Origin of the sequence: Methylobacterium sp. Leaf102 (genome assembly GCF_001422425.1) — a bacterium.
Lineage (GTDB): Bacteria > Pseudomonadota > Alphaproteobacteria > Rhizobiales > Beijerinckiaceae > Methylobacterium.
Map to the genome: position 1 here is coordinate 38,269 of NZ_LMMX01000006.1, position 23,763 is coordinate 62,031.

Annotated in this window: 21 protein-coding genes and 1 pseudogene; 7 read left to right on the plus strand and 15 right to left on the minus strand. The window is 72.4% G+C overall.

Going from position 1 to position 23,763, the window contains the following annotated elements:
• Positions 1 to 8: 8 nt before the first annotated feature.
• The 3 genes and pseudogenes from ASF27_RS06380 to ASF27_RS23475 all read right to left on the minus strand — a co-directional run.
• On the minus strand, positions 9 to 935 hold the full coding sequence (locus ASF27_RS06380) for a DMT family transporter (RefSeq protein ID WP_244472924.1): 927 nt from the start codon (positions 933 to 935) through the stop codon (positions 9 to 11).
• Positions 936 to 1,036: 101 nt separating this feature from the next.
• A complete protein-coding gene (ada, locus tag ASF27_RS06385; protein WP_082478846.1) occupies positions 1,037 to 2,191 on the minus strand; it encodes a bifunctional DNA-binding transcriptional regulator/O6-methylguanine-DNA methyltransferase Ada in 1,155 nt (384 codons plus the stop codon).
• A 672-nt stretch (positions 2,192 to 2,863) separates the two neighbouring features.
• A pseudogene (locus ASF27_RS23475) lies at positions 2,864 to 3,256 on the minus strand (AlkA N-terminal domain-containing protein); the annotation flags it as partial.
• Positions 3,257 to 3,519: 263 nt separating this feature from the next.
• On the opposite strand from ASF27_RS23475, the gene ASF27_RS06395 reads away from it, so the two are divergent.
• Complete coding sequence (locus ASF27_RS06395; protein WP_244474211.1) at positions 3,520 to 4,362, plus strand: SGNH/GDSL hydrolase family protein; 843 nt, start codon at positions 3,520 to 3,522, stop codon at positions 4,360 to 4,362.
• 27 nt (positions 4,363 to 4,389) lie between these two features.
• Here the strand turns inward: ASF27_RS06395 and ASF27_RS06400 are convergent, their stop codons facing one another.
• The 10 genes from ASF27_RS06400 to ASF27_RS06440 form a co-directional block, all read right to left on the minus strand.
• Positions 4,390 to 5,193, minus strand: coding sequence for an MBL fold metallo-hydrolase (locus tag ASF27_RS06400; protein WP_056168908.1), 804 nt, complete (start codon positions 5,191 to 5,193; stop codon positions 4,390 to 4,392).
• Between the two features lie 73 nt (positions 5,194 to 5,266).
• Positions 5,267 to 6,046, minus strand: a complete 780-nt coding sequence (locus ASF27_RS06405; RefSeq protein ID WP_056262484.1) for a TatD family hydrolase — start codon at positions 6,044 to 6,046, stop codon at positions 5,267 to 5,269.
• Positions 6,047 to 6,052: 6 nt separating this feature from the next.
• Complete coding sequence (locus tag ASF27_RS22115; protein ID WP_156368879.1) at positions 6,053 to 6,232, minus strand: hypothetical protein; 180 nt, start codon at positions 6,230 to 6,232, stop codon at positions 6,053 to 6,055.
• Between the two features lie 139 nt (positions 6,233 to 6,371).
• Positions 6,372 to 7,940 (minus strand): methionine--tRNA ligase, encoded by a 1,569-nt coding sequence (metG, locus tag ASF27_RS06410; RefSeq protein WP_056358691.1) that lies wholly within the window; start codon positions 7,938 to 7,940, stop codon positions 6,372 to 6,374.
• 68 nt (positions 7,941 to 8,008) lie between these two features.
• Positions 8,009 to 9,076, minus strand: coding sequence for a DNA polymerase III subunit delta' (locus ASF27_RS06415; protein WP_056358743.1), 1,068 nt, complete (start codon positions 9,074 to 9,076; stop codon positions 8,009 to 8,011).
• Positions 9,066 to 9,785, minus strand: coding sequence for a dTMP kinase (gene tmk / locus ASF27_RS06420; RefSeq protein WP_244480940.1), 720 nt, complete (start codon positions 9,783 to 9,785; stop codon positions 9,066 to 9,068). The genes ASF27_RS06415 and tmk overlap by 11 nt, the downstream gene beginning before the upstream one ends.
• Before the next feature lie 30 nt (positions 9,786 to 9,815).
• The gene (locus ASF27_RS06425; RefSeq protein WP_244472927.1) at positions 9,816 to 11,003 is read right to left on the minus strand and encodes a D-alanyl-D-alanine carboxypeptidase family protein; all 1,188 of its coding nucleotides are present in this window, start codon (positions 11,001 to 11,003) and stop codon (positions 9,816 to 9,818) included.
• A gap of 181 nt (positions 11,004 to 11,184) precedes the next feature.
• Positions 11,185 to 12,624, minus strand: a complete 1,440-nt coding sequence (locus ASF27_RS06430; protein WP_056358693.1) for a septal ring lytic transglycosylase RlpA family protein — start codon at positions 12,622 to 12,624, stop codon at positions 11,185 to 11,187.
• Positions 12,625 to 13,079: 455 nt separating this feature from the next.
• Positions 13,080 to 13,394: a ribbon-helix-helix domain-containing protein gene (locus ASF27_RS06435; protein ID WP_056168895.1), complete on the minus strand. Its 315-nt coding sequence runs from the start codon at positions 13,392 to 13,394 to the stop codon at positions 13,080 to 13,082.
• On the minus strand, positions 13,378 to 14,016 hold the full coding sequence (locus ASF27_RS06440; protein ID WP_056168893.1) for a ParA family protein: 639 nt from the start codon (positions 14,014 to 14,016) through the stop codon (positions 13,378 to 13,380). The genes ASF27_RS06435 and ASF27_RS06440 overlap by 17 nt, the downstream gene beginning before the upstream one ends.
• Before the next feature lie 365 nt (positions 14,017 to 14,381).
• Between ASF27_RS06440 and ASF27_RS06445 the strand changes: the two genes are divergently transcribed.
• Together ASF27_RS06445 and ASF27_RS06450 are read left to right on the plus strand one after the other, a co-directional pair.
• Positions 14,382 to 15,005 (plus strand): hypothetical protein, encoded by a 624-nt coding sequence (locus tag ASF27_RS06445; protein WP_056168888.1) that lies wholly within the window; start codon positions 14,382 to 14,384, stop codon positions 15,003 to 15,005.
• 248 nt (positions 15,006 to 15,253) lie between these two features.
• Positions 15,254 to 16,528, plus strand: a complete 1,275-nt coding sequence (locus ASF27_RS06450; RefSeq protein WP_056358748.1) for an FAD-dependent oxidoreductase — start codon at positions 15,254 to 15,256, stop codon at positions 16,526 to 16,528.
• A 31-nt stretch (positions 16,529 to 16,559) separates the two neighbouring features.
• Here ASF27_RS06450 and ASF27_RS06455 read toward each other — a convergent pair whose 3' ends face one another.
• Positions 16,560 to 17,909, minus strand: a complete 1,350-nt coding sequence (locus tag ASF27_RS06455) for a hypothetical protein (RefSeq protein WP_056358697.1) — start codon at positions 17,907 to 17,909, stop codon at positions 16,560 to 16,562.
• Between the two features lie 243 nt (positions 17,910 to 18,152).
• Entirely contained in the window at positions 18,153 to 18,914 is a 762-nt protein-coding gene (cobF, locus tag ASF27_RS06460) for a precorrin-6A synthase (deacetylating) (RefSeq protein WP_056358751.1), read from the minus strand.
• Between the two features lie 338 nt (positions 18,915 to 19,252).
• Here cobF and ASF27_RS06465 point away from each other — a divergent pair, with 338 nt between their 5' ends.
• From ASF27_RS06465 to ASF27_RS06480, 4 genes are all read left to right on the plus strand, one after another.
• Complete coding sequence (locus ASF27_RS06465) at positions 19,253 to 19,726, plus strand: DUF305 domain-containing protein (RefSeq protein ID WP_056358755.1); 474 nt, start codon at positions 19,253 to 19,255, stop codon at positions 19,724 to 19,726.
• 137 nt (positions 19,727 to 19,863) lie between these two features.
• Positions 19,864 to 20,382 carry a (2Fe-2S)-binding protein gene (locus tag ASF27_RS06470; RefSeq protein WP_056168881.1) on the plus strand — a complete coding sequence of 173 codons (519 nt, stop codon included), beginning with the start codon at positions 19,864 to 19,866 and terminating at the stop codon, positions 20,380 to 20,382.
• The gene (locus tag ASF27_RS06475) at positions 20,379 to 21,416 is read left to right on the plus strand and encodes a xanthine dehydrogenase family protein subunit M (RefSeq protein WP_056358700.1); all 1,038 of its coding nucleotides are present in this window, start codon (positions 20,379 to 20,381) and stop codon (positions 21,414 to 21,416) included. Before ASF27_RS06470 ends, ASF27_RS06475 begins: the two co-directional genes overlap by 4 nt.
• Positions 21,413 to 23,644: a xanthine dehydrogenase family protein molybdopterin-binding subunit gene (locus ASF27_RS06480; RefSeq protein ID WP_056358703.1), complete on the plus strand. Its 2,232-nt coding sequence runs from the start codon at positions 21,413 to 21,415 to the stop codon at positions 23,642 to 23,644. Before ASF27_RS06475 ends, ASF27_RS06480 begins: the two co-directional genes overlap by 4 nt.
• Positions 23,645 to 23,763 lie beyond the last annotated feature (119 nt).

The window sequence follows — 23,763 nt, forward strand, 5'->3', positions numbered from 1 at the left end:
CTGCGCCCTCAGCGCCGCCGGCCGAGGCGCTCGGCGATGGCGATGCCGCCGATGACGAGGGCCAGCGCCAGGGCGTCGTTCCAGCGGAAGGGCTCGCCGACGAGGAGGATGGCGAGGCCCGCGCCGAAGATCGGCACGAGGTTGACGAACAGGCCGGCCCGGTTCGGGCCGATGAGCTCGACCCCGCGCATGAAGGCGAGCTGGGCGACGAGGCTCGGGCCGAGCGCCACGAACGCGACGATGAGCCAGCCCGTCGGCGTCGGCCAGACCGTGTGGCCGAGCGCCCATTCGGCGGCGAGCGGAGGCAGGGCGGTGAGGAAGGCGGCGAGCGCCATGGCGGTGAAGAAGGTCAGGCCCGAGACCTTCGGGCGCGCGGAGAGCGCGACGGTGTAGCCGGCATAGAACAGGCAGGCGCCGAGCATGAGCACGTCGCCGCGGTTGAACCCGAAATGGGTGAGGACGCGCCAGTCGCCGTGGGTGGCGGCCACCATCGCCCCGGCGAGGGTCACGGCGACGCCGAGCGCCTGCGCCCCGGTCACGGCCACCCGGTGGACGGCGTAGTTGATGAGGATGACGAGCACGGGGATCGCCCCCTGGAACAGGGCGATGTTGATCCCCGTGGTGAACCCGCCGGCGGCGTAGAACAGGCTCGCGTAGAGGGTGTAGCCGCACGCCCCCATGAGCAGCACGTAGGCCCAGTGGGGCTTGAGCCGCCCCCATTCGGCGACGAGCCCGGGCCGGGCCGGCAGCGCCAGGACGACGCAGACGATGGCCCAGCGCAGGCAGGTGAGCACCTGCGGCGAAACCTCGCCCACCGCCCATTTGCCCGCCACCACGTTGCCGCCCCACAGCAGCATGGTGCCGACGAGGAGCGGGTAGGCGGAAAGGGGCGCCGGACGGTGCGGGGCAGGGGAGGCGGGGGGTGTCACGCTCACGGAACCGGGGGTGTCTCCATTGGCCGGCCCCCTCTTCCCCCGCTCCGGCCGCGCGGACAAGGGTGGCGCACGCATGGCGGGGCCGGTCACTTCGGGGCCGGTCACTCCGGGTCCAATCCCGCCGGGTCCAATCCCGCCGGGTCCAATCCCGGCGGGTCCGATCCCGCACCCTCTCGAGCCAGAAGCGCGGCCTTGCGCGCCACGCCCCAGCGGTAGCCGGAGAGCGCGCCGTCGGTGCGCAAAACCCGATGGCAGGGGATCGCCACGGCGTGGGCGTTGGCGGCGCAGGCCAGCGCCACGGCCCGCACGGCGGTGGGCCGGCCGATGGCTCGGGCGATGTCCGCGTAGGTCGCCGTGCGCCCCGGCGGGATCGCGCGCAGGGCCGCCCACACCCGCTGCTGGAAAGCCGTGCCGCCGATGTCCAGCGGCAGGGGGAGGCCGCCCTGCGGGGCCGCCACGAAAGCCACGATCGCGGCGAGCCACGCGGCGAAGTCCGCATCCGCCCCGGTGATGTCGGCGCGGGGGAAGCGCACCCGCAGATCCTGCGCCAGGGTCTCGGGATCGTCGCCGAGGAGAATGGCGCAGAGGCCCCGCTCGGTGGCCGCCGCCAGGACGAAACCCAGGGCGCAGGCCGCCACGGCGAAGCGGATCGCGACCCCGGCCCCGCCTTTCCGAAAGACGCCGGGCGTCATGCCGAGGTGCTGGCCGGCGGCGGCGTAGAATCGGCCCGCCGTGCCGTAGCCCGCCGCATAGGCCGCCTCCGTCACGGTGCCGGCCGCGGGCAGGGCAGCGGCGAGGCGCTCGGCCCGCACGGCCCCGGCATAGGCCTTCGGGGTCACGCCGGTGATGGCCTTGAAGACGCGGTGGAAGTGGAACGGGCTCAAGCCCGCCGCCCGGGCGAGCGCCGCGAGGGCAGGGGGCTCCACCGCCTCACCGATGCGGCGACAGGCGCGGGCCACGGCCTCGGCGTGACGCTCCGCCCGGGGCGGATCGTCCGGGCGGCAGCGCAGGCAGGGGCGGAACCCCGCCGCGCGGGCCGCCGCCGGGGTGGCGTGGACGCTCACGTTGTCCCGGCGCGGGGTGCGGGCACCGCAGCCCGGCCGGCAATACACCCCGGTGGTATGCACGGCGTAGACGAAGCGCCCCTCGGCCGCCGGATCGCGGGCGGCGACGGCGGCCCAGCACGCGTCGTCGATGGCGGCCGGGGCATCGTCCGGGGGAGCGGGGAGGGAGCGGCTGGGAACGGGACCGGTCATGCCCCTACCCTGGCGCCTTCGGGCCGGGGGCGCATCCCGGTTCTTGCTGCCGAATTCCGCTCCGGTCGCCCTCGCTCGCCCAGAGGTGGAGCACGGCGTAGGACCGCCACGGCCGCCACGCCTGCGATCGGGCCAGCAGACCGGCGGGGCTCGGCCGCCCGCCCCCGTCGTCGAGGGCGCGCAGGAGGGCGAGGTCGCCCGCCGGCAGGGCGTCGGGCGCGCGCAGGGCCCGGAGCGCGATGTACTGCGCCGTCCAGTCGCCGATGCCGCGCAGGCGCCTGAGGGCGGCGACGACCGCCTCGGGCGGCTGGCCCGGCGCCAGCAGGCCGGGCGCCTCCGCCACGGCCGCCGCCAGGGTCCGGACCGCCTACCCCGGGCCCGCGGCATGCCGAGGGCTGCCGCGATGTCGGCCCCCGCCAGCCGCTCCGGCGTCGGGAAGACGTGACTCAAGGGAAGGACGTGGCTCGAGGGAAGGACGTGGCTCGGGCCCGGCGGGTCGGTGGGGTCCGTGAGCGGCGCGCCGAAGGCGGCCACCAGCCGGCCGGCGAGGCGGGTCGCCGCCGCCACGGAGACCTGCTGGCCGAGGATGGCGCGCACGGCCAGTTCGAACCCGTCCCACGCGCCGGGCGCGCGCAGGCCCGGCCGGGCCGCGACGAGACGCGCCAGACGGGGATCTTCCGCGAGGCCCATGCGGATCGCCGCCGGATCGGCATCGCAGTCGAACATCGGCCGAAGGCGGGCCATGACCGCCGGCACGGCACCGGGGTCGGGATGCCGAATCCGCGCCACCAGGACGTCGCCCTCGCCCGGGCCGAGGGTGACGTCGCCGTGCCGTCCGTACAGGTCGGTGGTCCGGCGATAAGCCTCCGGCGTGACCGCCTCCACGCCCGGGATGGCACGGGCGGCGAGGTAGTCGCGGATCGCCGGCCAGTCGTAGGGCGGGGTGTAGGGCAGGGCGACGGACGGCACGGCGGGGCGGACCTCGAAACTTGGCCCTCGAAACCGCGCCGACACTACCCGAAGTCGCCCCAAGGCGCTTTCCCACCTTCCGAACGCCGTTCGCATAAGATATATTATGGAACTATGCCTCGGAGAATCGGGGGCAGGGGGCCTTCGTACCCCAGGCGTCCCGACCCGATCGGCGGGCTCCTCGACCCGTGAACGTTGAATTCATTCTGTCCGCCGACTTCGGCGCATAACCCGAACAATCCTGTCCGGTTGTGGCACAGGAGGCGCTAAACGCCCTCGCCTTCGTCATAATCCCGGCTCACAAGGGGTGCTACACGGCTGCACCGCCCCGGGCGCAGACCGTTACCGAAGCGAATGTGATGCCGATCCCCGCACGCCTTCCCGTCATCCCGATGCTCGGCCTCGCCCTGGTGGCGCTCTGTGCGCCGGCCCGGTCCGAGCCCGTTCCCGTGCATGCGGTCCATGCCGGACTGGACGCGGAGACCGCGATCCCGCAGCCCAAGACGGTGCGTCCCGCGCTTCACGCCCGCACCCTGGCGCGTCTGCCGCGCCTCGCCGGCCTCGTGGCCAAGGGGGCGGATATCCGCATCGTGGCGTTCGGCTCGTCCTCGACGGAGGGCATCGGCGCCACCTCCCCGGCCGCGACCTATCCGGCGCAGCTGCAGGAGGATCTCGAGTCGCGGCTCGACAAGGCCGCCTCGGACCACCAGTTCGTCACCGTGCTCAACCGGGGCAAGGGCGGCGACGATGCCGAGGCCATGGCCCGGCGCCTGGAACGCGACGTGCTGGCCGACAAGCCCGATCTCGTGATCTGGCAGACGGGCAGCAACGACCCGATGACCGGCGTCAGCGTGGAGCGCTTCGCCGAACTGACCCGGGCCGGCATCCTGGCGATCCGCGCCACGGGGGCGGACGTGATCCTCATGGACCAGCAATGGTGCAAGCGCCTGTCCGGCACCGCCGGATCGGAGCTCTACGGCACCGCCCTGCACGCCGTCGCCAGCGAACTCGACGTTCCGGTGATCCGGCGCAACGCCATGATGCGCGCCTGGGTGGCCAAGGGCCTGCTCACGCCCACCCAGATGATCGGCCCCGACGGCCTCCACATGACCGATGCGGGCTACAACCATCTCGCCAAGGCGGCGATGACGCAGATCCTGGTGAGTGCCGGCCTGCCGGACGAGACTCCGGCCCGCAACTGATCCCGGACCGCCCTCCTCCGCCGCCGCTCACACGTCCACGGTCACCCGCAAGCCGTCATACGCCGGCACCACGTGCGGCGGGAGCTTGCGCGCCAGGGTGGCGTAGTCGAGGTCGGTGTGGAGGTTGGTGAGGATGGCGCGGCGGGGCCGCACCGTCTCGATGAGGGCGAGGGCGTCCGAGACCGAGTAGTGCGTCGGGTGCGGCGTCTCCCGCAGGGCGTCGATGATCAGCAGGTCGAGACCGTGCAGGTGCGCCTGGGACCCCGCCGGCATCAGGCTGACATCGGGCGCGTAGGCCGCCGGGCCGAACCGGAATCCGAGCGCCGCCTCGTTGCCGTGCTCCATGGCGAAGGGCAGGGCCGTCACCGCGCCGCCCGCCCCGCCGACCTCCACCGTCTCGCCCGGGACGAGATCGTTCATGTCGAGGATCGGCGGATACTCGCTGCCCGGCGGGGTCTCGAAGCAGTAGCCGAAGCGACGCTCCAGGAGCGCCCGGGTGAGGGCGTCGGCATAGACCGGAATGCGCCGGCGCATGTGGAGCACGAGGGGCCGGACGTCGTCGATGCCGTGGGTGTGGTCGGCATGTGCGTGGGTGAACAGCACCGCGTCGAGATGCGTCACCCCCGCGCCGATGAGCTGCTCGCGCAGGTCCGGCGCGGTGTCGACGAGGACGCTGGTGCGCCCGGTCTCCGGGCCGCGCTCGACGAGGAGCGAGCAGCGCCGCCGCCGGTTCTTCGGCTCGGCCGGATCGCAGGCGCCCCAGCCATAGGCGACCCGGGGCACGCCGCCGGACGAGCCGCAGCCGAGGATCGTCACCGTCAAGGAACCCATCGCCACCTCCGCTGCCGTTGGTATCGGAGGGGGGAGGGGCATGTCACGCCCCCCTCGCCTGTCCCCTGCCCGCTCAGGCGGCGGCCTTGTGGAACAGGCGGTGGAAGTTCGCGGTGGTGAGCGCCGCGAAGGCGTCGAACTCCATCTCCAGGGTCTTGGCCAGGGCCCGCGCCGTGTCGGCGGTGTAGGCCGGCTCGTTGGTGCGGCCCCGGTGCGGCTCGGGCGCCAGGAACGGCGCGTCGGTCTCCACCAGCAGGCGGTCGCGCGGCACCTTGAGGGCGATGGCGCGCAGCTCGTGCGAGCGCCGGAAGGTGACGATGCCGGAGAACGACACGGAGAGGCCGAGATCGACCCCGACCTCGGCGAGGCGGGCGCCCGACGAGAAGCAGTGCAGCACCGCCTTGAAGGCCCCCTGCCCCATCTCGTCGACGAGGATCGCCTCCATCTCGGCATCGGCGTCGCGGGAATGGATCACCAGGGGCAGGCCGGTCTCGCGCGCCGCCGCGATGTGGCGGCGGAACACCCGCTCCTGCACGGCCTCCGGCGCGGCGTTGTCGTAGTGGAAGTCGAGGCCGGATTCGCCGATGCCGACGCAGCGCGGATGCCGGCTCAGGGCCACGATCGTCTCCGTCGGCACGTCGGGCTCGTCCCCGGCCCCGTCCGGGTGGGTGCCGATGGTGTGCCAGATCTCGGGATGGGCCTCGGAGATCGCCGCGTAGGTCTCCGCCTTCGCGACCCTGGTCGAGATGGTGACCATGCGGGTCACCCCCGCTGCGCGCGCGCGGGCGATGACGCCCGGCAGGTCCTCGGCGAAGTTGGGGAAATCGAGGTGGCAGTGACTGTCGACCAGCATCGTTGCTCAGGGTTTCTTTGCGGACGGAAATGCGACGGGCGCAACTGTTTCCCAGAAGCCTACGGGAATCACACCAGCGTCCGGATCGGCCGCGGCGCGGCTGGCGGCTTCCTCGTCGCTCAGCGCGTTGTAGGCCGAGCTGAGGGGCTCGACAGGCAACATCGCATCGAGGCTATCGAACCTCACGATCTCGAGCCTGGATGGACACGTGATGCCGAAGCTGTTTGATCGCTTCGGATAAAGCGGTCGCGGCAGGCTCCCTCTCCTTCCATGGGAGGGGGCCCGCGCGAAACCTCATCCTGGAACGGCGGCCTCGACCCCCGCATCACCCCACACTGGCCGCCGGCTCGACGAAGCGCGGGAACAGCCCGACGGGGGCGGGGAGCGGCGTGCCGGGCACGAGGCGACCGCCCTCCCCCACATGGGCGAGCTGGCGTTGGTCGCCCGGAACGGCCAGCAGGTCGAGGAGCTTCCCCGCCGAATCCGGCATGAACGGCTGCACCAGGATGGCGATGGCCCGCAGGGTCTCGGCCACCACGTAGAGGGAGGCGGCCATGCGGGCCGGGTCGGTCTTGCGCAGGACCCAGGGCTTCTGGGCGTCGAAATAGCGGTCCGAGGCCGTCACCACCGCCCAGATCTCGGTGAGCGCCGTGTGGAGCGCGAGCCGGTCCATGGCATCGCGCACGGCGCCCGGCAGGGCGTCGGCCAGGGCCAGGAGCGCCCGGTCGTCCTCGGTGAGGTCGCCGTGCTCCGGGACCAATCCCGAAACGTTCTTGGCGATCATCGAGAGCGAGCGCTGGGCGAGGTTGCCGAGCCCGTTGGACAGGTCCGCCGTTGTGCGGGTGACGATGGCCTCGTGGGAGTAGTTGCCGTCGCCGCCGAAGGGTACCTCCCGTAGGACGAAGTGGCGCACGGGGTCGACGCCGTAGGTGGCGATGAGGTCCATGGGGTCGACGACGTTGCCCAGCGACTTCGACATCTTCTCGCCCTTGGAGAGCAGGAAGCCGTGACCGAAGACGCGCTTAGGCAGCGGCAGTCCGGCCGACATCAGGAAGGCCGGCCAGTACACCGCGTGGAAGCGGACGATGTCCTTGCCGATGACGTGTAGGTCCATGGGCCAGAACTTCTTGCGCGCGTCCGCCTCGTCCGGGAAGCCCGTGACCGTGAGGTAGTTCGTGAGCGCGTCGACCCAGACGTACATGACGTGGTCGGGATGCCCCGGCACCGGCACGCCCCAGTCGAAGTTCGTGCGGCTCACGGAGAAGTCCTTGAGGCCGGAGCGTACGAAGCTCGCCACCTCGTTGCGCCGGGTCTCCGGGCCGATGAAATCGGGCTGGGATTCGTAGAGGGCCAGCAGCCGGTCCCCATAGGCCGAGAGGCGGAACAGGAAGTTCTCCTCCTCCATCCAGGTCACGGGCGTGCCGGTCTCGCGCGACCGGCGCTCCCCGTCGGGGCCGATCTCGGTCTCGTCCTCGGCGTAGTAGGCCTCGTCGCGCACGGAGTACCAGCCGGAATACTTCGACAGGTAGATATCGCCGTTGGCCTCCATCCGGCGCCAGAGTTCCTGCGCGGCGGCGTAGTGCACGGGCTCGGTGGTGCGGATGAAGCGGTCGTGCGAGCAGTTGAGGGCCTTGACCATGGTCTCGAACAGGCCGGCCATGCTGTCGGCGAGGGCCCGCGGCGACAGCCCGGCCTTGGCGGCGGCCTGCTGGATCTTGAGACCGTGCTCGTCGGTGCCCGTGGAGAACAGCACCTCGTAGCCGTCGAGGCGCTTGAAGCGCGCGATGGCGTCCGTGGCGATCGACTCGTAGGCGTGGCCGATATGCGGGGCGCCGTTGGGGTAGGAGATCGCGGTGGTGAGGCCGAAGGTTTTTTCGGAGGCCGGGTCGGTCACGTCGAAGTATCCCCGGAGGCTGGGTTCATGGGATCACAGGACGAAGACTCGCAGGACGTCCGTCCGGTTCAGGCCGCCGCGCGCAGGGCGCCGGCGAGGTCTCCGAACAGGGACAGGACCAGCGGCCGGCGGTCGAGATTGTAGGTCGCGGCCTCCCGCGCGGCGCGGGCGATCTTGTCACACACCTCGACCAGGGCCGCAAGCCGGGACGGCCCCTCGTGGGCGCGCCGGTCGAGTTCGGCCGAGACGAAGCGGAACACCGTGTCGAGGCTCGCGGCGAACAGGTCGTCGGAGTCGCGGCCCGAGAGCTTCTCCGCGAGCGCCAGGATGCGGCGCCAGTCCGGGTGGTCGAGGCGGGCGAGCAGGGTCTCGACTTCCGCGACGAGGTTGGCGGTGGCGGGATCGAGCATCGCCATCGCCTGCGCCACCGAGCCCTCCGACAGGGCGGCGGCCCGGGCCAGCGCCTCGGCTTCGGGCTGGACGAAGGGCGGGGGAAAGCCCGCCACAACCCGGGCGACCTCGGCCTCGGGCAGCGGCCGCAGGGTCAGGGCCCGGCAGCGCGAGCGGATGGTCGGCAGAAGCCGGCCCGGCGCGTGGCTGACGATGAGGAACAGGGAGCGGGGCGGCGGCTCCTCGACCATCTTCAGGAGGGCGTTGGCGCTGTTGGCGTTGAGGTCCTCGGCGCTGTCGACGATGCAGATGCGGTAGCCGACATTGTCTCCGGCAATCTTGTTGAAGAGTCCCAAAGCGTCGCGTGTGGCATCCACGGAGATCTTCGTCGCCATGGTTTTAGCGGTCGGTGGTCGCGTACGGCGCAAGCTCACGAGGTTCGAGTGCGATAGGGCAGCCACATGCCGCGCGGCTGGGTGCCCTGGATCGACGTCGAACGTCCGAGGCACGGCGCCAGGCTCCGGATTGGCGATGAGCCAGCGCGCCATCCGGTAGGCTAGCGTCGCCTTGCCGATGCCGCGGGGGCCGCCGATGAGCCAGGCGTGGTGCAGGCGCCCGGACGCGATCCCGGCGACGAGGGCGGCCTCGGCCTCCGTATGGCCGACGAGGCCCGCCTGCTCGCGGGGGCGGGGGATGTGGGGCAGGTCGCCCGGCTCGACATCCTCGGGCAGGCGTTCAGGCCGCATCGCCATGTCCCTCCCTGGTATGTCCCTCCCTGATATGCCCCTCGCCGAGAAGGGCGGGCAGCCGCGCCGCCACGGCCGCCCGGATCGCCGCCTCCACCGCCTCGGGGTCGGCACCGGCGTCGACGATGGCGCAGCGCTCCGGCTCGGCTTCGGCGATGGCGCGGAACGCGGCGCGCAGGCGGGCGTGGAACTCGAGGGCCTCGGCCTCGAACCGGTCGGGTGCCGCGTCCGAGCGCTTGGCGGCGCGGGCGAGGCCGAGCGCCGGGTCGAGGTCGTGGATCAGGGTGAGGTCGGGCCGCGTCGGACCGACGACGACGCGCTCCAGGCCGAGGACGAGGGCGGGATCGAGGCCGCCGGCGGCGCCCTGGTAGGCCCGGGTCGAATCCGCGAACCGGTCGCACAGCACGGTCTCGCCCCGGGCCAGGGCCGGGCGGATCAGGGTGTCGAGGTGGTCGATGCGGGCGGCGGAGAACAGCAGGGCCTCGGCGAATGGGCCGTGCGGCTTGGCGATGCCGGCGAGCAGGGCGGCGCGGATCGCCTCGGCCTTGGGCGAGCCGCCGGGCTCGCGCGTCACCACCACGGGGCGGCCGGTGCGGGCGCGCAGGTGCTCGGCGAGGCGCCGGACCTGGGTGGATTTCCCCGCCCCCTCCCCGCCCTCGAAGGTGATGAACGCCCCCGTCGCGCCGATCCCTGTCGCGCCTTCCGTCAAGACCTGTCTTCCGTCACGACTCGCTGTCCGTCACGATTTGGCGCCGGCCTTCTCGAAGGCGCGGCGGAACAGGCCGGTGCCGACCTCCAGGGCCGCGTCGAGGGCCCGCTGCGGGATCGTGCCGGCCGGGACGTCGGCGCCGGCATAGAGCGGCTGGTCGAGGGCCTGGATGTCGCCGCGCATGATCCGCAGGCGGCCAACGGCCTTGCCCTCCTGTACGGGGGCGACGAGAGGCCCGTCATAGACCGCCTTGGCGGTGATCTTGTCGCCGGTGCCACGCGGCAGCAGCACCCGCACGGGTTTCTTCGCCACCAGCGGCACGCTTCCCTGCGCGCCGCCGTAGACGGAGGCCTCCGCCACGGTCTCGCCGGCGGCGAAGACCTGACGCGGCTCGAAGGCGCGAAAGCCCCACTCCACCAGCTTGCGGGATTCGGCGGCCCGGTCGCGCGCGGTCTTGAGGCCGCTCACCACCATGATCAGGCGCTGGCCGTTCTGCACCGCCGAGCCGGTCAGGCCGTAGCCGGATTCCTCGAGGTATCCGGTCTTGAGCCCGTCGGCGCCGATGTCCAGCGCCAGCAGCGGGTTGCGGTTCTGCTGCTTGATCTTGTTCCAGGTGAACTCGCGTTCGGCGAACATCTTGTAGAGGTCGGGGTAGGTCTCGATGAGGTGCAGGGCGAGCTTGGCGAGGTCCCGCGCGGTCACCTTCTGGTCGGGCGCCGCGTAGCCGGTGGCGTTGCGGAAGGTCGAGCGCGACAGGCCGATCTCGCGGGCCCGGTTGGTCATCATCCGCCCGAAATTCTCTTCCGAACCGGCGATGCCCTCACTGATCGCGATGGCGGCGTCGTTGCCCGACTGGACGATGAGCCCGCGCAGGAGGTCCGACAGCTTGATGCGGCTGTTGAGCTGGGCGAACATCGAGGAGCCGCCGCCGCCGGCCCCGCCCCGGCGCCACGCGTCCTCGGTGATCTGGAATTCGGACTCCATGGTGAGCCGGCCCTGCCGGATCTCGTTGAAGACGATCTCGGTGGTCATCAGCTTGGCCATGCTGGCCGGGGAGAAGGGCTCGTCGGCCCCCTTCTCGAACAGCACCGAGCCGGAATCGGCATCGATGAGGATCGCGTGCGGCGCCGCCGACTGGAAGCTCTGGGCAAGGGCGCCCCAGGCGGAGGCGGCGAGCAGGCCGCAGACCAGGGCCGTCCGGCTCGCGTGAAGAACCATCGCGCGCATCTTTCGCCTCACACCACTCGACGCCAGAATCTCGTCACCCCGATCACCGGCCCCCACCAGTGATCAAGCGTGACGATACAGGGATTTGCGTGCGAGATCGAACCCAAATGCGTGATGCCTCACGGCATTTCGCATCGCACAACGCCGCAGAGTTCCGGGGCAGAGTTCCGGGTCAGCGCGCCTCGGCCACCCGCGCGCGCGCGGGCTTGCCGGCCACGACGGCGGTCCTGGCCGGGGCGGCCTTGCCCACGGGTGTCGGCGTGGCCTTGCCCGCGAGGACAGGCGTGGCCTTGGCCGTCACCTTCGCGGGCGGCAGCGTTGCCTTCGCGACCGCCACGGCCTTCACGGGTCCGCCCGCCTTGGCTGAGTCGACGGTCTTACCCACGCCGCCCTTCGAGGCAACGACGGTCTTGTCCGCAGCGGTGGTCTTGTCCGCAGCGGTGGTCTTGCCCGCAGCGACGGCGTGCACCGGGGCGACGTCCCTGCCGGTCCCTCTGGCCACGGCCTTCGGCTGAACGGACGGCGCGGGCCAGGCGGCGGCGGTGCGGGTGAGGGGCTGGGCGTCGGCCTGCATCCGGCCCCCGGTCCGGTGACCGTCCTCGATCCCGCGCGCCGCCAACCGCACGGGCGGCGGGGTCAGGGCCAGGGGCGCCGGCGCGAGGCGCACGGGGGCGGTGGGCACATGCCGGAAGGTGGTCTCCCGCACGGCGGTCGGCTGGACGGCGGCCGGCACGGCGAGGCCGGCCGCGCTCGCCAGGAGGATCGGCTGGACCCGTGCCGGACGGGGCGCCTCGCGCGGCGTCTCCCGAGCGGTTTCCTCAGCAGTCTCGGAAGCGGCCTCCGGCGCGGTCTCGCGCGGTGCCTCGTCGGCGGCGGGCTTGAACGCCAGGGCGGAGCGGCCCCGGGCCAGGGGTTCGTCGGGGCCGAGGTCGGCCACCATCACCGGCGAGGCCCCGCGGATCGCGGCGGGCACGCCGTCCGTGCGCAGGGTCGCCAGCAGCTTGCGGTCGTCGCTGCCGGCGGTGGAGGCCTTGCCGACATACTCGACGCGGACGCGGGAGGTGCCGCCGCGGTGGAATTCCAGCGCCTGGGCCACCTCCTCCGACACGTCCATGATGCGGTCGGCGTGGTAGGGCCCGCGATCGTTCACCCGCACGATCATCGAGCGGCGGTTGGCGAGGTTGGTGACGCGGGCGTAGCTCGGCAGGGGCAGGGTCGGGTGCGCGGCGGCGATGGAATTGCGGTCGAACACCTCGCCGTTGGCGGTCAGGCGACCGTGGAAGGCGGCGCCGTACCACGAGGCCTGCCCCTCGCGGACGTAGCCCTTGGCGTCCTCGCGCGGCACGTAGGTGCGGCCGGCCACCACGTAGGGCTTGCCGGAGAAGCGGCGTCCGCCGCCCTTCGGGATCACGTCGCCCTCCTTGTAGAGGCGCGGGCTCGCCTTGACCCCGTATTTCGGATCGAGGGTGGAGCCCGAGGGCCCGGCGAATTTCTGCTGCGGATTCTGGGCGCAGTTGGCGGTGGTGAGCGCCACGGCGCAGACACCGAGGAGCTGCCACAGGGGGCGGCCCGGCACAGCGGATACGAGGCCGGCCTTCGTCGAACGCGTCATCCCAAGAATCCGCCCCGCCGCCTCGTTACGCAACACACACCCGCGACCGAGACGACGAGGTCCACCGGGCCCCGGAGCGGCGCGAACGCACGCCATCCCGAGGGCCGCAGGTTTGTCGCTTTGCCGTAAACGAAGGCTGAATGGGATCGACGGGATTGCCGTGCGGGCGGGTCAGCCGGCCTGGCGCAGGGTCACGCACTACCTTCAGAATCGAGGCGAACCCGTTACACAATCCAAAGAATATGAAAAACCTGACGATCAGTACAATGAATCTGTGAGCCGCCTCGCTCGCGCGAGGGCCGGGGTTCGGGCGTTGCGCTGAGAGGTTGGATCGAAATCCCAGCGCAACCACCTGAATCGAAACGAGGAATCATCCCGAGCGCGGAGACTCGGCTGTCCAGGGCAGGCACCGAACCCTGCCGCGCGGAAGCGACACGGGTCCGCGCCGACCCGCCTCAGCGCGGGTCGGTCTCCGTCAGCTGCTGGATGGAGCGGGCGCCGCGCTGGCGGAACAGCAGGTCGAGGGCCTCCAGCATCAGGCCGTGCATCTTGGCCCGCTCGGCATGGGCGATGTCGCGCAGCTGATCGTAGACCGGCGGCTCGAGGTAGACCGACATCTGCCGCGCCCGCTGCTTCAGGGTGGCGGCGGGCCGGGGGCGGGGGGGGCCGACGTCGAGCTGGACGATCTCGGCGGTGGCGTGCGGGGGGCGCCCCGTCGTGGCCGAGGCCGCGACGATGGCGGCGAGGCTCGGCTTAGGCGGCTTTGACATGCTTGGAGACCTGCATCCGCTTCTCGATCCAGGTCCAGAGCTTGCGGATCTCGCCCGCGGCCTGGCCCTTCGGATTGAACTCGGTGACGCCCTGGCCGACCCCGATGGCGTCCTGGTGGTCCGTGCGGGCGACGATGTTCACGTCGGGCAGGATGCCGAGCACCGCGAGGCCGTCGGCGGCGTCGCGGATGCGGTAGGAGCGCGGCGGGGTCTGGTTGAGGACGAAGGCGAACTTCTTCTCGAGGCGATAGACGGCGGCCAGGGTCGGCTTGAACGCCCGCAGGTCCGCCGGCGTCGGCCGGCACGGGATGATGCAGAGATCCGCCGCGCGGATCGCCGAGAGGGTCCCGGTGGAATCGACGCCCGGGGTGTCGATGAAGACGTAATCGTAGGAGGATTCGCGCAGCTTGGCCATGACCCCGTCGATCTGGGTCGCGTCGATCTGGGCGACCTCGGGACCGTCGGCGGTGCGGTGGTCGAGCCAGTCGGAGATCGTCGCCTGCCGGTCCATCTCGAGGATGCACACGGACAGGCCGCGCTCCTGCGCGGCGACGGCGAGCGAGATGCACAGGGTGCTCTTGCCGCTGCCCCCCTTCTGCGTGACGAACGTGATGGCCTTCATCCTGGCGCCCCTTCGCGGCTCTCGACGTGTCCCGGCCACCCAGGACCTGCCGCGCGGGCCGGTTCGTCCTGTGACGCAAGGATGACCTGATCCATCTCCCCGATCATGGTTAATCCTTCGTTAAACCGCGGCCCGTCCTCCGCCCCCGCCGCCACTCCCAAAATCCAATCTGAGGTTGCTGGTTGGCCATAAAAGCGCAACCGCCCCCTTCTCCTAAGCTGGTTTCACGGGTAGCCTGGGTCGACCAGGGCGTGTCGCGCCGCGCGCACGATCAACCTCAGGTAAATTCCACCGCCTGCCCCGCGACCGGCTCCGGACCCCGCGCTCCGGCGGTGCCCCTTCGCGGTGCCCCCTCCAGGAGATCCATGTCCCGGCTCATGCACGCGGCGGCGAACGGCGACGAGGTGCAGGCGGCCCTGGCGGCCTCCGGCGTCGTCGGCCTGTGGACCTACGACATCTGGACGGATCGCCTCGTGCTCTCGGGCGACCTCGCCGAAATCCTGGATCCCGGGCAGGAACTCGAGCCCGGCCAGGAACTCGAGCCCGGACAGGAACTCGATCCCAAGCAGGAACCTGCGGCGCCCGGCATGCCGCTGGAGAGCCTCCTCGGCGGAATTCACGACGAGGATCGTGCCCGGGTGGAGAACGTCGTCCACGCCGCCATCGTGGGCGCCGCGCCGTTCGACGTGGCCTTCCGCACGGCGCGGAGCGGGCGCACCCTGTCCTTGCGCGGACGGATCGAGTGCGACGACGCCGGGCAGCCCCGGCACGGGCGCGGCATCGCCCTCGACCTCACCCACGAGGAAGGGCTCGACCGGCCGGCCCAGCACGCGGTGAACCGCATGGCCGAGCACGCCATCGCTCTGCACGGCCTCGTCGGGCACCTGCACCGCCCTGCCCTCGCCCGGCTCCTCGACGGCCTGATGCGGGAGATCGGCCGCGAACTCGCCCGCCACCTCCGGGACGCGGCCGGCGAGCGCCGACACTGACCCCCTGCCGGGCCGCGGCTCCTGCCGCGCCGTGGCCTTCCGTGGGAGTCGGCGACCCCTTCGGATCGATCCGGCGGGATCGCGGCCCGCGGCGAACCCGGCCCCCGCCTCGCCGCAACGGCGGGCCGACGGCGAGAATCCGCCCCCCCTCGCCCCGGAAGATGATCTACACCGGCCTTTCCGAACGCGATCGTGCCCACGGCCACGGGCCGGGCGACGACGCGCCAGTGCATTTGGGAAGGCAGCGGATGTCCGCAGGGTCAGGTCGCCACGTCGTCGTCATCGGGTCGGGCGCGGTGGGCACGGTGAGTGCCCTCGAATGTCTGCGGGCGGGGCACCGCGTCACCGTGGTCGATCCGGGCCAGCCGGGCGGCGAGCACGCCACGAGCTACGGCAACGCCGGCTGGCTCTCCTCGCATTCCGTGATCCCGCCGGCCGAGCCGGGGATGTGGCGGCGGGTCCCCTCGTTCCTCCTCGATCCCCTCGGCCCGCTCTCGATCCGCTGGACCTACCTGCCCAAGGTCATGCCCTGGCTGATCCGCTACCTGCTGGCGGCCCGGAATCCGGCCCTGATCGAGCGGACGGCGCGGGCGATGCGGACGCTGCTGGTGGATGCGCCGAAGCTCCACGCGGGTCTGGCGGCCGAGGCCGGGGTGTCGCACCTCATCGAGCGCCGCGGCGTGCTGCACGTCTATCCCGACCGGGCGGCCTTTGCGGCCGAGGCCCGGTCCTGGGCCATCCGCCGGAAGGTCGGCGTCGCATGGCTCGAACTCTCGGCCGAGGAGGTGCGGCAGCGCGAGCCCCATCTCCATCCGCGCTACACCTTCGGCGTCGTGGTCGAGGAGGCGGGGCATTGCCGCGATCCCGGCGGCTACGTCGCCGCCCTGGCGGATCTGGCCCGCGCGCGGGGCGCGACCCCGGTCACCACCCGGGCGACGGGGTTCCGCCATGCGGCGGGCCGGCTCGCCGCCGTGGTGACCGAGCAGGGCGAGATCGCGTGCGACTGCGCCGTGGTGGCGGCCGGCGCGCGTTCGAAGGCGCTCACCGCCGCGCTCGGCGACCCGCTGCCCCTGGAGAGCGAGCGCGGCTACCACGTGATGCTGCCCGACGCGGCGGTGGGTCCGCGCACGCCGGTGATGGCCTCCGACGCCAAGATGATCGTCAACCACATGAACGGCGGGCTGCGCGCCGCCGGGCAGGTCGAGTTCGCGGGGCTCGCGGCGCTGCCCAACTGGAAGCGCGCCGACATCCTGCGCGATCACCTCGTCTCGATGTTCCCGGATCTCGCCGGATCCGTGTCGGCCGAGGGCCTGCGGGTCTGGCTCGGCCACCGGCCGAGCATGCCGGACGGGCGCCCCTGCATCGGAACGGCGCGGACCACCGCCGACGTGATCTACGCCTTCGGGCATGGCCATGTGGGCCTCGTCGGCTCGGCCCGGACCGGCCGCCTCGTCGCCCAGCTCGCGAGCCGGGCCGAGCCCGAGATCCCCCTCGCGCCGTTCGATCCGCGCCGCTTCCTCTGAGGGGATCGGCGGAACCCGCCCCCCCGCGCGGTCACGGCAGGGCGGACGCCGCGCGCACGGGGCGGGCCACCCGCGCCGCGAGGGAGCGCAGGGCCGGGGCCGCCTCGGCCGGGGGCTTGCCGAGGGCCCGGGCATAGGCGTGGATCTCGGCGGTGCAGCCGCGCGGCGCGGCGGCCGCGGCGTCGGACACTGGCTCGATCCACGGGGCGAGCCCGGTGCGGGCCACCAGGGCCGGCACCTCCGTCGCATCGGCCAACACCTCCCCGGCCTCGACGAGGTCGGCCCCCGCGCCGATCCGCGCGCAGGCGTCCCGGTCCTCCGTGCGGGCGGCCAGCATGGCCCGCAGGAGCACGCGGCCCGCGGCCAGCACCGTCGGATCGTCGGCGCGGGCGAGGCCGCGGGCGACCCCGAGGGCCGCGCGCCGGCGCAGGCCCGCGACGGACTCGGCCTCCGGGCGGCCGTCGCGGTAGGCGTCGGCGTACCAGGCGGCGAGCCCGTCCACGGCGCCCGGTGCCGCGGCGAGGAGCGGCAGGGTGCGCAGGACCGCCGCCCGGGCACCGGCGGGGCTCGCATCGTCGTCGAGGGTCGAGTCGGGAAACCGCCCGGTGTCGACGATCTCGGTGACGACGCGGGCGGCGAGAAGCCGGCCTGCCTCCGGAACCCAGAGGTCGGCGGAGGCGGTGGCCAGGGCCTCGGTCACGAAGGCGGGGTCGAGGCCGGCGGCGAGGTAGGCCGCGCGCTCGAACGTCCCGTCCGCCTGGATGGCCTGCCCGAACAGGCCGGCCTCGTAGGGGGCGTGGAACCCGAGGCGGCCGCCCTCTACGAGGAAGCGCCGGGGCCCGCGCACGAAGGCGAGGGTGCAGGCCGAGACGCAGTAATCGGGCACGTAGGTGGCGAGCCCCCGCGCCGCGACGAGGTCGCCGAGGGCCTGGCCCTCCTCCACGAGACCGCCCTCGCTGGTGAGGTGCAGGCGCTCGGCCCGGGGATTGGCGTCGAGGAGGGCACGCAGGCGCTCCGCCGTCCCCTCCCCCAGTTCGCCGGACAGGCGAATGTCGCGGCCGTGGGGCCCGAGGACGACCCGGGCGGGCGCGGCGGGCGTCTGGGTGCCGAAGCGCTCTTCCAGGCGGAGCGACACGGCCGCATAGGCCGCGCTCATGACCGGACCCAGACCGGTGCTCACACTGGTGTTCATGCCCGGATTGTTCATGCCCGGATTGTTCATGCCCGGGTCGTTCATGCCCGGGTCGTTCATGCCCGGCCGGTCGAGGCAGGCGAGGGTTGCGAAGGTCAGGCACCCGGCCCCGGTCAGGCAGGCGGTGCCGGCCCCGAGGATGCGTCCGAGGCGTCCGCCCCACCCTGCCGTTCCCGTACGCGTTGCCATCCGACCGAGGCCTCCCGAACGCGTCGCAACGACGCGTTCGGGTGATGATCGCCCCTGGCAAGGCTCCGGCAAATCCCCCACCGGCGCCGGAAATCGCCGCGCCGGGCGGCGCGCGGGACTCCGGAGACGGTCTCGCCTGCCCGTGCCGACGCGGGCGGATCGATCTCCCGCCGCGAACGCCGCACGCAGGATCGCATCCTCAAGGCCGGCCGAATATGTCGCAGGGGCAAGGGGTTGGGCGGCTTACGCCTCGCCGGGCGCGCGCAGCAGGTAGGTGTCCATGATCCAGCCGTGGCGGGCGCGGGCCTCGGCCCGGGTCCGGCCGATGGCGTCGGCGATGTCGCCGAGGCGGCCGGACAGCACGATCTCGTCGGCGGTGCCGAGGTAGGCGCCCCAGTAGATCGTGAGCTCCGGGTCGAGGTGGTCGAAGCGCGGATGCCCGTCGAGCATCACCACCGTGGTGTCGGCGCCCGGGGGCAGCCCCTCGGCGATCTGCCGGCCCGTGGTGATGTGGATCGGCGCGCCGATGCGGTTGAGGGCGATGCGGTGGCTCGCCGCCAGGGCCTGGACGCTGCTGATCCCCGGAATCACGTCGTAGACGAATGGCACGCGGCCGCGCGCCACGATGCGCTCGATGATCCGCAGAGTGCTGTCGTACAGGGAGGGGTCGCCCCAGACGAGGAAGGCGCCGCACTCGTCGGGCCGCAATTCGCCCTCGATCATCGCCTCGTAGAGGGCGGCCCGGGCGGCGTGCCAGGCCTCCACCGTCGCCCCGTAATCGGCCGGGTTGCGGTCGCGCTCCGGGTCCTGCGCCTCGACGAAGCGATAGGGCCGCTCGGTGATGTAGCGCTGGCAGATCTCGCGACGCACGGCGACGAGGTCGGCCTTCTCGCTGCCCTTGTCGAGGACGAACACCACGTCGACGGTGTTGAGGGCGCGCACCGCCTGGACGGTGACGTGCTCGGGATTGCCGGTCCCGATGCCGATGACCCGGATGGTTCGCAACATGTGACGTGCTCTCAGACCCATCGCCCGGCTTCGGCCTTGTTCCCTGGACCGGAGTCCGGCCCGAAGTCCCTGTCTTATCATGCTCTTACGGCGACAGACCGGAATTCACACCGCAGTGTCAGCCTAAGCGAGAAAATCGCTTCTGTCGCGGGGCGACGGCCAGCCCGGGCGGGACAACGCCACGGATGGAGGCCAAGGATGGAGGTCGAGGACCGTGCGCGGCGGGCCGCCGGCTGGGCGCGAGACGCCTCGACAACGGACGCGCCCCGATCCTACTCCTCGGCGCCTCGCCCCGTTCCGGCACCCATCCGCGTTCCGAAGAGAGCAGCACCGCCATGACGCGCAAGACGAACACGCCTTCCACCACGAACACGACTTCCCCCTCTAACAAGACTTCCCCCTCGAACAGGACCGCCCGCGCCGGCGCCCTCCTCCTCGGCCTGGCCCTGATTTCGGGCCCGGCCCAGGCCGCCCCCGGGCCCGACGACCATGCGGGCCACGGCACGCCCCATCATGCCCATCCGGCAGCGACGGCGGGCGCCGAAGCCCCCTCCACCCGCGCCTTCCGCGAAGCCGAGACGCAGATGCACGGCGACATGGACATCGCCTATTCGGGCGACGTCGACCGCGATTTCGCAGCCGGCATGATCCCGCACCACCAGGGCGCCATCGCCATGGCCAAGGTCGCCCTGCAATACTCCAAGGACCCCGAGGTGCGGGCGCTGGCCGAGAGCATCGTCAAGGCCCAGGATGCCGAGATCGCCCAGATGCAGGCGATCCTGAAGCGCAAGCCTGCGCCGGCGAAGTAGAAAGGCCGCGCCGGGGCCAGGGTACGCCATCGGAACGTCTCGGGCGCCCCCGCGCCCGATCCGTCCCCCCGCTGGTCGCACTCCGGCCCGGCCCTATCTGGACGGGTTCCAGACAAGCCGCGCGGAGCCGCCCGAGCATGAGCTTTCCCATCACGCTGATCGTGAACGGCGAATCCCGCAGCCTCGTCCTCGAGGATGCGCGGGTCACCCTCCTCGACGCCTTACGCGAGCGCCTCGACCTCACCGGTTCGAAGAAGGGCTGCGACCGGGGCCAGTGCGGCGCCTGCACCATCCTGCTCGACGGGGTGCGGATCAACGCCTGCCTAGCGCTGGCCGTGAGCCACGACGGTGCGGCCATCACCACCATCGAGGGGCTGGCCGACGGCGACGTGCTGCACCCGGTCCAGGCCGCCTTCGTCGATCACGACGGCTACCAGTGCGGCTTCTGCACGCCGGGCCAGATCATGAGCGCGGTCGGCCTCATCCGGGAGGGCCAGGCCGGCGACGATCCCGAGCGGGTGCGCGAGGGCATGAGCGGCAACCTGTGCCGCTGCGGCGCCTATGCGGGGATCACCGAAGCCGTGCTCGCCGCGCAGGCGGCCATGAACGCGCCGGACGTCCTGCCCGGCGGCCACCTGATCGAGGACGCGGCATGAACCGGTTCGACTATGTCCGCGCCGGCAGCGTCGCCGAGGCCGTGGCGGCCCACGGGGCGGGGGCCGCGTATCTGGCGTCGGGCACCAACCTCCTCGACCTGATGAAGGGCGGCGTCACCCGGCCCGAACGCCTCATCGACATCTCTCGGGTGTCGGGCCTCGATGCGCTCGAGACCCTGCCGGACGGCGGCGTCCGCATCGGCGCCCTGGTGCGCAACGCGACGCTGGCCCACGATCCGGCCTTCGCCCGGGCGTATCCGGCCGTGGCCGAGGCCCTGCTGTCGGGCGCCTCGGCGCAGTTGCGCAACGCCGCCACCACCGCCGGCAACGTCCTGCAGCGCACCCGCTGCCAGTACTTTTACGACACGGCGAGCGCCTGCAACAAACGCGCGCCCGGCGCCGGCTGCGAGGCCATTGGCGGGGCGACGCGCACCCATGCGATCTTGGGCTGGAGCCAGCACTGCATCGCCACCCACCCGTCGGATTTCTGCGTGCCGCTGGCCGCCCTCGACGCGGTGGTGGAGGTCGAGGGCCCGGCCGGACGCAGGGACATCCCGCTCGCGGACTTCCACCGCCTGCCCGGCGACGCGCCGGAGCGCGAGACCGAGCTGGCGCCGGGCGAATTGATCGTGGCTGTCCGGCTGCCCCCCGACGCAAAAGATTTCGCGGCCCATTCGCGCTACCTCAAGGTCCGCGAGCGCACCTCCTACGCCTTCGCACTGGTCTCGGCGGCCGTCGGGCTCACCTTCGACGGGGGCCGCATCGGGCAGGCCCGCCTCGCCCTCGGCAGCGTCGCCCTCAAGCCCTGGCGGGCGCGGGAGGCGGAAGCCCTGCTCGCCGGGCAGGTTCCGAGCCCCGAACTGTTCGCGAGCGCCGCCGCGGCGGCGCTCGCCGGGGCGCGGCCGTCCGGCGACAATGCCGCCAAGATCGAGCTCGCCCGCCGCATCGTCGTGCGGGCGCTCACCCTGGCGCAGGCCGGCACCCCAGCGCGCATCCCGGCCCTGCCGGCCAGTCCTTTCGGAGCCCGACCATGACCGAGCGCATGCGCCACGGCGCCTCCATCGGCCAGCCCCTGACCCGGCGCGACGGCCCCGCCAAGGTCACGGGCGCGGCCCGCTACAGCGCCGACTTCCACCCCGCGGGCATGCTCCACGCCGTCCTGGCCGTGAGCGCCATCGCCCGCGGCCGGGTGACCCACCTCGATGTCACGGCGGCGCAGGCGCATCCGGGCGTCGTCGCCGTGATGACGCCGGAGAACGCGCCCGAACTCGCCAAATCCCCGGACGACAAGGACAATCCCTTCGCGTTCCGCCTCGACCTCCTGCAGAATGCGGGCGTCCGCTACGCCAACCAGCCCATCGGGGTGGTGATCGCCGAGACCCTGGAGGCGGCCACCGAGGGCGCGGCCCTGCTCGATCCCCGCTACGAGGCGCAAGCCGCGAGCGTGGAACTCGGCGGCGAAGAGATCTTCACGCCCGGAACCGTCGGTGCCGGCTCGCCGACCGAGGAGGGCGCGGGCGACATGGCGGCCGGGTTCGCCGCCGCCGAGACCCGGATGGAGGCCACCTACGAGACGGCGGCGCAGTATCACAACGCGCTGGAACCCCACACCAGCGTGGCGCAGTGGGACGGCGACCGCCTCACCCTCCACACGCCGACCCAGGCCCTGTGGATCGCCAAGGGCCGCCTCGCCGGCCTGTTCGGGATTCCGGAAGGCAACATCCGCATCGTCAGCCACTATCTCGGCGGCGGCTTCGGCTCGAAGGGCTTCATCTCGTCCCCGCAGATTCTGGGGATCATGGCGGCCAAACTGGTCGGCCGGCCGGTGAAGCTGGTGACCCGGCGCGAGCAGATGTTCGGCCCCGTCGGCCACCGGGCGTCGACCCGGCAGACCCTCAAGCTCGGCGCCCGGGCCGACGGCGCCCTCACGGCGCTGGATCACCACACGCTGACGCTGACGAGCCGCCACGACGATTTCGTGGAGGCCTGCGGCCTCATCGGCCGCCACCTCTACGCCTCCGAGGCGATTTCCACGACGCACGCGGTCTCGCGGGCCGATATCGGCACGCCGATCTTCATGCGCGCCCCCGGCGAGGCCCCCGGCAGCGTCGCGGTGGAATCGGCCCTCGACGAACTCGCCCTGAAGCTCGACATGGACCCGCTGGACCTGCGGCTGAGGAACTACGCCGAGGTCGAGCCCATCACCCACCGGCCGTTCTCCTCCAAGGCCCTGCGCGAATGCTACACCCAGGGCGCCGAGCGCTTCGGCTGGAGCAGGCGCCCGAAGCAGCCGCGGCAGATGCGGAACGCGCAGGGTCTCCTCGTCGGCTGGGGCATGGGCACCGCCACCTATCCGGCCGGGATGATGCAGGGCGAGGCCCGCGCCACCATCCGGGCCGACGGCACGGCGCTCATCGAGACCGCCGCCCAGGACATGGGCCAGGGCGCCTGGACGGTGCTGGCCCAGATCGCCGCCGACGGGCTCGGCCTCGACGGCGACCGGGTGGAACTCCGCATCGGCGATTCCGACCTTCCGAACGGCGGGCTCGCCGGGGGCTCCACCGGCACCGCCACCTCCGGCAGCGCCGTGCACGCGGCCACGCAAGCGGCCCTGGCGCAGCTCGCGGACCTCGCCGTCAACGACCGGGCCTCGCCCCTCTACGGCGCCGGCAATGCCGGCACGGTGGCGGAGAATGGGCGCCTCGTCCGCCGCGACGACCCCACCCGCGCCGAGGGCTTCGCAGAGATTCTTTCTCGAGCGGGCCGCGATTCGGTGGAGGCGAAGGGCACGGGGGCGGGCGACCCGGCATCGCGAAAAACCTACGCCATGCACGCGCACGGGGCGGTCTACGCCGAGGTGACGGTGGACCCCGATCTCGGGCAGATCCGGGTGACGCGGCTGGTCGGCGCGTTCGCGGCCGGGCGCATCGTCAACCCGCGCCTCGTGCGCAGCCAGTATTACGGCGGCATGATCTGGGGCGTGTCCCTGGCGCTGCACGAACACGCGGTGGTCGACACCCGGTCGGGCCGGGTGATGAACCCGAATCTCGCCGAGTACCACGTGCCGGTGAACGCCGACGTGCCGTCCATCGAGGCGATCCTGGTGGAGGAGCACGATCCGCACGTGAACCCGCTCGGCATCAAGGGGGTCGGCGAGATCGGCATCACCGGCACGGCGGGCGCCATCGCCAACGCCGTGTGGCACGCCACCGGCGTGCGGGTGCGCGACTTCCCCATCACCCTCGACAAACTGCTGGTCTGAGGGCAGCCTTCGCCCAAGTCCGGGCGGCGGTCGCTGCGGGAAGACGCCGCCCGAACCTTTTGAAAGTTTGGCCGGCGACCTATCTCACGGTCTCTCGCATGAAGACGGTAGGAAAGACG